Raw genomic sequence first — 11478 nt, 5'->3', positions numbered from 1 at the left:
TTATAGGTTATGATACGTATATCCAAGTGAGTTCAACTAATATTTGTGTAGTTAGACGAAAACTTTAACATTCTTTTAATTAAAAATCACCTCATTATCAACACTTAAGCCTTTAATGAACTTGATTGTACAATCGATATCTTCATGCATAAATCTATCTTCATGAACCATTGAAACTTCTTTTCTATAACTCTCTAAAAATGAATTTAGAAAGCCTGAAGTCTTTAATGGTTCTCTAAAAAATAATGCCTGAGAAGCATTATATAATTCAATGGCTAAAACACGTTCTACATTATATATTAACCTTAATGCTTGAGTTGCAGCATTTGCCCCCATACTAACATGATCTTCTTGTCCATTTGAAGAAACTATTGAATCTATACTTGCTGGTGTAGCTAACTGCTTATTTGAACTAACTATGCTTGCTGCTGTGTATTGAGGAATCATAAATCCTGAGTTTAATCCAGGATTATCGACTAAAAATGTTGGTAAGTTCCTAAGTCCTGAAACTAGTTGAAATGTTCTACGTTCTGAAATGTTACTTAACTCTGACATTGCAATCTTTAAATAATCAAAAGCTAGAGCTAAAGGTTGACCATGGAAGTTACCTCCTGAGATTATTTTATCCTCATTAACAAAAATATTTGGATTGTCTGTAACTGAATTAATTTCGGTAGTAAATGTTTTCTTAACAAACTCTAATGTATCTTTTGTGGCACCATGTACTTGTGGTATGCATCTAAAAGAATAAGGATCTTGTACATGTTGTTTTTTTTGGTTGATTAATTGACTACCTTCTAAAAATGTTCTAACTCTTTCTGCAGTTTTTAATTGTCCATTATGAGGTCTAACTATATGTACTAATTCATCAAATGGCTCAATACGTCCATCATATGCATCTAATGATAATGAACCAATTAAATCTGCTAGATAAGAAAGTTTATAAGACTTTAATAAAACATAAACACCATGAGCACTCATAAACTGAGTTCCGTTAAGTAGAGCTAAACCTTCTTTAGATTTTAATTGAATTGGTTCCCAATTAAACTTCTCTAAAATCAATTTTGAACTTTGTACCTCACCCTTATACCATACCTCTCCTTCACCTATAAGTGGTAAAGATAAATGTGCCAAAGGAGCTAAATCTCCTGAAGCACCTAATGAACCTTGCTCATAAACTACAGGAAATATATCATTATTATAGAAATCTACTAAACGATTTACGGTTTCTAATTGTACTCCACTTCTACCATAACATAAAGACTTAATTTTTAGGAGCAACATGATTTTAACTATATCATTAGAAACAACATCTCCAGTACCACATGCATGTGATAACATTAAGTTTTCTTGAAGTTTTCTTAAATTATTAGAGTCTATCTTTACATTATATAATGAACCAAAACCTGTGTTAATGCCATAAATAGGATTGTCATTAGCTTTTATTTTTTCATCTAAATAATTTCTACAATTAACAATATTAGTAATTACCTCCTCAGATAATTTAATCTTTACATTTTCAAAAATTAAAGTATTTATTGTTTCAAGACTTAAAGTATTGGTAGTTATTTCGTGATGATTCATGATATTCTAAAAAATTAAGGCTTCAAAATTCAGCAATCAATAATTTATATCCAAATAAATGTTAATTATTAACGCTTTTAAATACATATTCTTATTTTTGAGTCTACTATAACCTAAAATTGAATTAAATGAAAAATTTAGCATTGTTCGCCTTAACTGCAACACTTATAGTGTCATGCAAGAATGAGCCTAAAGATTATGTTACATTATCTGGAAAGATTACTAATGTTAATGAGCATAAAAAAATAATTATCCAAAATAGAGAAGGCTATAAAAAGGAAATAAAAGTAAATGATGATGGAACTTTTAGCGATACTTTAAAAGTTGTAGAAGGTTCATATTTCTTTTCTGACGGAAATGAATCTGGAAACATTTATTTAAAGAATGATAATGTAACTTCATTTACACTAGATACAAAAGAGTTTGATGAAACCTTAAAGTTTGAAGGTGATGCTGCCGAAACCAACAATTATTTTGTAGCTAACACTTTATTACAAGAAAAATACCTTAATGAAGATTTATTTGATAAAGATGTAGAAGGATTTGATAAAGTCTTTGATGACTTAAGGTCTGCATATGCAGATTTAAAAGCAGCTAACGCTGCCATGGTTGACTCAACTATTTTAGCTGATGATGAAAAAACTATTGACGCAATGTACAATGGTTATAAAAAATACCATCAAGGTAAGATAGCAATGAGAAAAGAATTCCCTAAAGGATCACCTTCTCCAATATTTGAGAATTATGAAAACTACAAAGGTGGTACTACATCTTTAAGTGACCTTAAAGGTAAGTATGTATATGTTGATGTTTGGGCAACTTGGTGTGGACCTTGCAAAAGAGAGATTCCATCATTAAAAGAAGTGGAAGCAAAATATCATGACAAGAATATTGAATTTGTAAGCATTTCTGTTGATAATGGTAGAGGTTATAAAGCCGACGATAAAGAAGCTGCTTTTGCTGCATCAAAAGAAGGTTGGAAAAAAATGGTTGCTGAAAAAGAATTAGGTGGTATTCAATTATTCTCTGACAAAGCCTGGGAATCTGATTTCGTGAAGAATTATAAAATTAGTGGTATTCCAAGATTTATTTTAATAGATCCAGATGGTAACATTGTATCTCCTGATGCACCAAGACCTTCTAGTCCAAAACTAATTGAATTATTTGATTCGTTAAGTATCTAATTTGGCAAGTAACATTATAAAAAAAGCAGCTTAAAAGCTGCTTTTTTTATTTATATACTTTATTATTCTTCTTGTTGTACTTGAGGTTGTTCAGGCTGTTTAAACAAATCCATATAAGCTTCGTTTAAATAATTTATTACATGAGATGCTATTAAACTTTGATAACCATAACGTTCAATAGCAATATCTGCAGATTTACCATGTAAATAAATGCCAAATAATGCAGCAGATACAGCATCGTAACCTTGAGATAGTAAACCTGTAATACATCCTGTTAATACATCTCCTGCTCCTGCTGTTGCAAGTCCTGGATTACCTGTTGAGTTAATAAATAGTCTGTCTTTATATATTGTTATAGTATTTGCTCCTTTAACAACCAATACTATATTATAATCATTTGCAAACTTTTTGGCTCTATTTAGTTTATCAAAATCATCTTCCCACTTACCTACTAAACGCTCTAACTCTTTCGCATGAGGTGTTAATATTGAATTCTCAGGTACTAACTTTAATAGCTCTTTATTTTCAGTCAATATATTAATAGCATCAGCATCAATAACAAGGCTTGATTTATTAGATTTTAATAATTCTTTAAAAGCACTAACCGTTTTTTTATCTTTCCCTAAGCCAGTACCTATTCCTATTGCATTTGGCGCAAAATCTAAATTAATATTAGAAATGATATTTTCATCATCTGAAGTTATTACCATAGTTTCTGGAAATGAAGATTGCAAAGGAATATAACCACATTTTGGTACATAACTAGTTACCATTCCTGCTCCAATAGCTAATACAGCTCTACTGGCTAAAGTAACTGCACCTATTTTACCATAACTTCCACCAATAATTAATGAATGTCCATAAGTTCCTTTATGCGCAAATTTTTCTCTTGGTTTATATATTGGCATTACCTCATACTTACCAATTAATTCTGCTTCAGTAATTGTAGTGTATAAAAACTCTGGATCTAATCCTATATCTAAAATTTCCCATTGCTGTGTATACTTTGCTGTATCTGGTAAAAAGAAAACTATTTTTGGAGAAGCAAAACTTAAAGTATGGTTTGCCCAAACTACTGCATCTTCATCTTTAGGCACTTTATCAGAAAATAATCCAGAAGGCATATCAATAGATAACGTAAAAGCACCTGTCATTCTAAAATGTTGAAACAAAGCTTTTACCCAATCATCAATTGGTCTATTTAACCCTATTCCAAAAACGGCATCAACAATTACATCTTCTTTTGCTATTTGCGGAAAATCTTCTTTACAACTTAATAATGTTGGCCATTTCTTTGTTACAGTTTTTATCTTATCATAATTATTTAAAAAATCTTTAGACCTTTTATCACTACAGTTTACCACATAAGTATGTACATTATAACCATGAGTGATTAAATGTCTTGCTATTACAAGGCCGTCTCCACCATTATTTCCAATACCACAAAATACATGTATAGGAACTTGTGCTCCTTGCATTCTTGTATGCAACCAGTTAAAAATTTGAGTACCTGCTCTTTCCATTAACTCGGTTGAAGTTATCCCTTGCTTCTCAGCAGTTAATTTATCTCCTAGATATATTTGTTCTTTGGAAAATATTTTCATTTAGTAATTTTATTATTGAAAGAATAATAACAATTTCAATGTTTTAGAAAAAAATTATAAATAAAACACACTCATTATTAATATTCTGTAAAAGTTTAAGATTAATTTTTTTATTAATGTAAAAGTAATACATTTGAGAAGCAATACATTCAAAAATGTACAATTTAAACCAAAATATTAGCACAAATTCTCCTCTAGTAAATAAAGGTGCTATTACTGTATTTGGTTTTATTTCTACATCTACAACTACCCTTTTGGGTTGTTAGATAATTTACCCTCGTACTTATATATTGTATTTATAACAATATTTCAACTTTTTGATAACTTAAAACATTTAAAATGAAAGTTTTAAAATTTGGTGGAACGTCTGTAGGTTCTGCAAGCAACATAAATAAGGTAATAGAAATAGTAAATAATGCTTCAAACAAAATAAATATAGCAGTTGTAGTATCAGCTGTTGGTGGTATTACAGATAAACTATTATATGCAGCTAATGAAGCTGTTGATAAAAAAATAAACTATAAAAAAGTCTTCAACGATATAAAAAGCATTCATCTAGAAATAATTAATGAACTTCTAGATGGAGAACCATTAGATATAGTTGAAGACATTGTTATTGAGCATTTAACTAATCTAGAAAAATTATTAGATGGTATTTATTTAATCAATGAATTATCTCCAAAAACTACCGACAAACTCTTAAGCTATGGAGAAATCATGTCTTCATTTATTATAAGTGAAGCCATGAAACATAAAGGTTTAAATGTTCAATTAAAAAACTCTCAAGAGTTAATTATTACTGATAATAGTTTCACAAACGCAAGTGTAAATTTTGAAGAAACTAATACAAATATTAGGCTATTTTTTAATGGTGATTGCAAACTAGTTACTTTACTTCCTGGATTTGTATCAAAATCTGAAGATGGCGAAATTACAACACTAGGACGAGGTGGATCTGACTATACTGCATCATTAATAGCCTCAGCAATTAACGCTAATGAATTACAAATATGGACAGATGTTAGTGGTATGTTTACAACAAACCCAAAGTTAGTAAAGCAAGCATTACCTATTAATAAGTTATCGTATCAAGAAGCTGTAGAATTATCTCATTTTGGTGCAAAAGTATTGTATCCTCCTACTGTGCAACCTGTATTGAGAAACGATATTCCTATACTAATTAAAAACACATTAGCTCCTGACGATGAAGGCACTTTAATTGTTCGTAATGTTGAAAATGGCTCTACCTCACCAGTCAAAGGTATAAGCAATATAAATGACATAGCTCTTATTACACTTCAAGGTAATGGAATGGTTGGTATTCCTGGATTTTCAAAACGCTTATTTGAAACTTTAGCTCATGAAAAAATTAATATCATTCTTATAACTCAAGCATCTTCAGAACATTCAATTTGTATAGGAGTTTCAATAAAAGATGCAAAAATAGCAAAGGCTGCAATTGATAAAGCTTTTGAAAATGAAATCTCACTATTTAAAATTGACCCAATAATTATTGAAGAAGATTTATCCATTATTGCAGTAGTTGGTGATAACATGAGAAATCATCAAGGTATTAGTGGAAAAATGTTTAGCGCTTTAGGAAAAAACAATGTAAATATTAGAGCTATTGCTCAAGGAGCCTCAGAGCGAAATATTTCTGCGGTTATATCAAAAAACGATGTAAAAAAAGCTTTAAACACACTTCATGAACGCTTTTTTGAAACGAAAACAAAACAACTTAATTTATTTATTACTGGTGTTGGCAATGTTGGTGAACGCTTAGTAGAACAAATAAAACAGCAAAAATCATACGTAAAACAAAAGCTTAAAATAAATCTTAGAGTTGTTGGATTATCAAATTCAAGAAAGATGATTTTTGATGAATCTGGATTAACATTAGATAATTGGAAATCGCAATTGGATAATGGTGAAAGTGCATCTCTAAATGGCTTTTTCGAAAAAGCTAAAGTTTTAAATTTAAGGAACAATGTATTTGTAGATGTTACAGCTAATGAAGCAGTCTCAAATATTTATGCTAATTATTTAAAAGAAAGCTTTGCAGTTGTTGCATGTAACAAAATTGCATGTTCTAGTAATATTGACAATTACAATGAGCTAAAACATTTATCTAGAAAATACAATGCACCTTTTTTATTTGAAACTAATGTTGGTGCTGGATTACCAATTATAGATACGTTAAATCATTTAATTACTTCAGGAGATAAAGTACATTCTATACAAGCCGTTTTATCTGGTAGTTTAAATTTTGTATTTAATAACTTTAATGATACTACAAAGTTTCACGATGTGGTTAAACAAGCACTAGAAGAAGGTTATACAGAACCAGACCCTAGAATTGACTTAAGTGGTGTTGATGTCGCTAGAAAAATATTAATTCTAGCTAGAGAAAGTGGTACTAAAATGAATCTTGAAGATATAAAGAATACTTCATTTTTATCAAACTCTGGATTAAAAGCAAATAGCGTTAATGACTTTTATGATACACTAATTTCTGATGAAGAACATTATCAAAACCTCTTCAAATCAGCAAATGACAAGGGATGTAAACTAAAGTATGTAGCCGAATTTAAAGACGGAAAAGCTCAAGTAAGTCTAAAAGAAATTCCAGAAGAACATCCATTTTACAACCTGGAAGGAAAGGACAATATTGTAATGTTTTATACAGAACGTTACCCAGAACAACCAATGATAATAAAAGGTGCTGGTGCTGGAGCAGATGTAACAGCTTCTGGCCTATTTGCAGACATAATAAGAATCGCTAATAACTAAAATTATGAAAGAGATAAAAATATTTTCACCAGCAACAGTAGCAAATGTATCATGTGGATTTGATGTTTTAGGGTTTTGCTTAAATAGCGTAGGAGACGAAATGATTGTTCGAAAAACTCAAGATAAAGGCATAAAAATCACAAAAATTGAAGGTTACGACTTACCATACGATACAAATCTAAATGTTGCAGGCGTATCTGCACAAGCACTTTATGACCATGCAAATCCTGATTGTGGATTTGAAATAGAAATCAATAAAAAAATTAAGCCAGGTAGTGGAATTGGTAGTAGTTCGGCTAGTGCAGCAGGTAGCGTATTTGCTATTAATGAATTATTAGGGAAACCGTATAATAAAACCGAACTCACAGCATTTGCTATGAAAGGTGAAGCTGTAGCAAGTAAAAGTGAACATGCCGATAATATTGCACCTGCTCTTTTTGGTGGCTTTACTCTAGTAAAAAGTTTAGAGCCTTTAGAAATTTTACAAATACCAACACCAGATGCCTTACATGCTGTTATTGTGCATCCAAAAATTGAAATAAAAACATCTGAAGCTAGAGCCATTTTACCTAAAGAAATCCCTCTAAAAGATGCCATTACACAATGGTCTAATGTTGGTAGCCTTATTCATGCGTTACATACAAAAAACTACGATTTAATATGTAAATCATTAAATGATGTCGTGGCAGAACCTTATAGAAGTAAACTAATTCCCTATTTTGAAAAAACTAAAAACGCTGCTTTAGAAGCAGGAGCATTAGGAAGTGGCATTTCAGGTTCAGGACCTTCAATATTTACATTATGTAAAGGTGTAGTTTCTGCAAGAAAAATTGAAACAGTAATACGATCAATTTATAATAAATCAGATTTAGAATTTGATACATATATCTCAAAAATTAATTATCGAGGAATTAAAATAATTGATTAAAACATAAGTAGCTAAAAACATGAATTACTATAGTTTAAACAAACAAGCATCAAATTCAAATTTCAAGAATGCAGTTATAAAAGGAATAGCGCCAGATAAAGGCTTATATTTTCCCGAAAACATAAAACCATTGTCCAAATCGTTTTTTGAAAGCATTGAAACTTTATCTAACACAGAAATTGCTTTTGAAGCTTTGAAGCAATTTGTGGTTCCAGAAATTCCTGAAGCAGTGTTAAAACGTATTATTGAGGAAACTTTAGCTTTTGAATTTCCAGTAGTTGAGCTAAACAAAAATATTTCAACTTTAGAATTGTTTCATGGACCAACGATGGCTTTTAAAGATGTTGGTGCTCGATTTATGGCAAGATGTTTAGGATATTTTAATAAAGATAACACTAACAAGGTAACCGTTTTAGTAGCAACATCTGGAGACACTGGAGGCGCTGTAGCTAATGGTTTTTTAGGAGTAAAAGGTGTAAATGTAGTTATATTATATCCTAGTGGTAAAGTAAGTGACATACAAGAAAAGCAATTAACAACACTTGGACAAAACATTACTGCTTTAGAAGTAGATGGTGTTTTTGATGATTGCCAAGATATGGTTAAACGCGCTTTTTTAGACAAGGATTTAACAAGTAAAATGCAACTAACATCTGCAAACTCTATTAATGTCGCAAGATGGCTTCCACAATTACTCTACTTTATGTTTACCTATAAAAACTTAAAAAGTAAGTACAATGATATAGTATTCTCTGTCCCTAGTGGTAATTTTGGTAATGTTTGTGCAGGAATGATGGCACAGCAATTAGGTTTACCAATTAAGCATTTTATTGCTGCTAATAATCAAAATAATGTAGTGACAGAATATCTAAAAACTGAAAACTACCACCCAAAACCATCTGTACAAACTATAAGTAACGCAATGGATGTTGGAAATCCGAGTAACTTTATTCGCATTAAAGAAATTTATAAAAATGATTTTAATACTCTAAAAAACAATCTATCATCATTCAGTTACACTGATAAAGAAACAAAAGCTGCTATGTTAGAAATTTATAACAACTACAACTATGTTACAGATCCTCATGGAGCAGTTGGTTATTTAGGCTGTAAAGATTATTTAAAAGAAAACCCAAAGGTACACTGTGTATTTTTAGAAACTGCACATCCAACAAAATTTTTGGATATAGTTGAAGAGGTTATTAAGCAACCACAATCATTACCAAAGCAAATAAAAGCAGTCATAAATAAAGAAAAAGTATCTATTAAAATTAATAGCTATAATCAGTTAAAAAACTATTTAATCACTGCAAACTCATAACGGTTAATATTTCATTATAAATCGGTGTTTTTTTTGCATTAAAATTGATTAGATTTGCTGGACAAACTATATACAATTTTTACTAATGAAAAATATTGCATTATCTACAACTCACGAAGCTCTTGGAGCAAAAATGGTTCCATTTGCTGGTTACAACATGCCTGTACAATACGAAGGTGTAAATATTGAACATGAAACAGTAAGAAAAGCTGTTGGTGTTTTTGATGTTTCTCACATGGGAGAGTTTTTAATTGAAGGGCCTAATGCTCTTGATTTAATTCAAAAAGTAACAAGTAATGATGCTTCAAAATTAACTATAGGAAAAGCACAATATAGCTGCTTTCCAAATGATGATGGAGGTATCGTAGACGATTTAATTGTATATAAAGTTAAAGAAGAAACTTACCTACTAGTTGTTAATGCTAGCAATATTGAAAAAGATTGGAACTGGATTCAATCTAAAAATGATGTTGGTGCAGACATGAAAGATATAAGTGAAGATTACTCTTTATTAGCTATTCAAGGTCCAAAAGCGGTTGAAGCTATGCAATCATTATCAAGTCATGACCTATCAGAAATTAAATTTTACAACTTTATCGTAGGTGATTTTGCTGGTATCGATAACGTTATTATTTCTGCTACTGGATATACAGGAAGTGGTGGTTTTGAAGTGTATTGTAAAAACAGCGAAGTAAAACAAGTTTGGGATAAAGTATTAGAAGCTGGAGCAGATTTTGGTATTAAACCAATAGGTCTAGCTGCTCGTGATACGTTACGTTTAGAAATGGGTTATTGTCTTTATGGAAATGATATTGATGATACTACTTCTCCATTAGAAGCTGGTCTTGGTTGGATTACAAAATTCACTAAGGAATTTACAAATAGTGAAAACTTAGCAGCACAAAAAGAGCGTGGTGTAGAACGTAAGCTTATTGCTTTTGAATTAGATGATAGGGGTATTCCGCGTCAAGGTTATGATATCGTAGATAATAACGGAAAAACAATTGGTAATGTAACCTCTGGTACTCAAAGTCCTAGTTTAGGAAAAGGTATTGGTTTAGGTTATGTTCCTAAAGTTTTTGCTTCTACTGGAAGTAAAATTAATATTCAAATTAGAAAAAAAGCAGTTCCTGCAACAGTAGTAAAACTTCCGTTTTATAAAGGATAACACACCTGCTTTGTGACATATATAATCATCATCAATGAAAAAATCACAAAGCAAACATCGTATATTAATATTAGGAGCAAGTGGATTTATAGGTAATGCTATTTATAAAGAACTTTGCTCCTATTTTAATACATATGGCACTTACAATATTGATAACAAAAACTTTTGCTCTAACCATCATTTTTTTCAATATAACGTAGAAGAGGATGACATTTTTGAAATACTAGATATTGTAAAACCTACAATTATAATTTCTGCTCTTCGCGGTAATTTCTCTTCACAAATAATTGCTCACAAACATATAGTAGAATATGTTAAAGTAAATAAATGTAAAATTATTTTCCTATCATCAGCCAATGTATTTGATGCTTATAGTAAATATCCTAGCTACGAATACGATACTACATTAAGCAATAGTATTTATGGGCATTTTAAAATTAAAATTGAAAATCTATTATTACGCTTACCAAAAACCAAAATTGCAATTTTAAGGTTACCCATGGTCTTTGGAGCTCATTCACCTAGAGTAAACGAAATTAAACTAGCCAACTCAGAGAAACAGCCTATAGAAATTTTTCCTAACCTAGTAATAAATGTTACGAGTTGTGATAAAGTAACTCAACAAATACATTATATAATCAACCGTAACAAATATGGTATTTACCATTTAGGTAGTACTGATTTAGTGCATCATGACGATTTTATTAAGGATATAATAAGAATACTTGAGCTAAAACAAGTAAGCTATAAGTTTGTTTACACTACAAATGATGATAGATATTTAGCAGTACTTCCTAAAGAAAATTTACTTCCAAAACATTTACAACTAACTAGTATTAATATTATTGAAGATATTCTTAACATAGATAACCACTAATAATTTGTTTTTACTACTAGCA

General features: G+C 30.3%; 8 protein-coding genes. 6 read left to right on the top strand and 2 right to left on the bottom strand.

Annotated elements, in window-relative coordinates:
• Positions 1-75 precede the first annotated feature (75 nt).
• A complete protein-coding gene (hutH, locus tag ACLII3_RS13960) occupies positions 76-1587 on the bottom strand; it encodes a histidine ammonia-lyase (protein WP_412987922.1) in 1512 nt (503 codons plus the stop codon).
• Positions 1588-1712: 125 nt separating this feature from the next.
• Here hutH and ACLII3_RS13955 point away from each other — a divergent pair, with 125 nt between their 5' ends.
• The gene (locus tag ACLII3_RS13955) at positions 1713-2768 is read left to right on the top strand and encodes a TlpA family protein disulfide reductase (RefSeq protein WP_412984849.1); all 1056 of its coding nucleotides are present in this window, start codon (positions 1713-1715) and stop codon (positions 2766-2768) included.
• Positions 2769-2830: 62 nt separating this feature from the next.
• On the opposite strand, the gene ACLII3_RS13950 is transcribed toward ACLII3_RS13955, so the two are convergent.
• On the bottom strand, positions 2831-4372 hold the full coding sequence (locus ACLII3_RS13950; protein WP_412984847.1) for an NAD(P)H-hydrate dehydratase: 1542 nt from the start codon (positions 4370-4372) through the stop codon (positions 2831-2833).
• 339 nt (positions 4373-4711) lie between these two features.
• On the opposite strand from ACLII3_RS13950, the gene thrA reads away from it, so the two are divergent.
• From thrA to ACLII3_RS13925, 5 genes are all read left to right on the top strand, one after another.
• On the top strand, positions 4712-7162 hold the full coding sequence (gene thrA, locus ACLII3_RS13945; protein ID WP_412984845.1) for a bifunctional aspartate kinase/homoserine dehydrogenase I: 2451 nt from the start codon (positions 4712-4714) through the stop codon (positions 7160-7162).
• A 4-nt stretch (positions 7163-7166) separates the two neighbouring features.
• Positions 7167-8090, top strand: coding sequence for a homoserine kinase (locus tag ACLII3_RS13940; RefSeq protein ID WP_412984844.1), 924 nt, complete (start codon positions 7167-7169; stop codon positions 8088-8090).
• A 19-nt stretch (positions 8091-8109) separates the two neighbouring features.
• Complete coding sequence (thrC, locus tag ACLII3_RS13935) at positions 8110-9411, top strand: threonine synthase (protein WP_412984842.1); 1302 nt, start codon at positions 8110-8112, stop codon at positions 9409-9411.
• A gap of 85 nt (positions 9412-9496) precedes the next feature.
• On the top strand, positions 9497-10579 hold the full coding sequence (gene gcvT, locus ACLII3_RS13930) for a glycine cleavage system aminomethyltransferase GcvT (RefSeq protein ID WP_412984841.1): 1083 nt from the start codon (positions 9497-9499) through the stop codon (positions 10577-10579).
• Positions 10580-10613: 34 nt separating this feature from the next.
• On the top strand, positions 10614-11456 hold the full coding sequence (locus ACLII3_RS13925; protein ID WP_412984839.1) for a sugar nucleotide-binding protein: 843 nt from the start codon (positions 10614-10616) through the stop codon (positions 11454-11456).
• The last annotated feature ends 22 nt before the right edge of the window (positions 11457-11478 follow it).

The sequence above is a fragment of the Pontimicrobium sp. IMCC45349 genome, from assembly GCF_047219225.1.
Classification (GTDB): Bacteria; Bacteroidota; Bacteroidia; order Flavobacteriales; family Flavobacteriaceae; genus IMCC45349.
The sequence above is the reverse complement of the archived record's forward strand: the minus strand, read 5'-3'. Positions and strand labels throughout refer to the sequence as shown.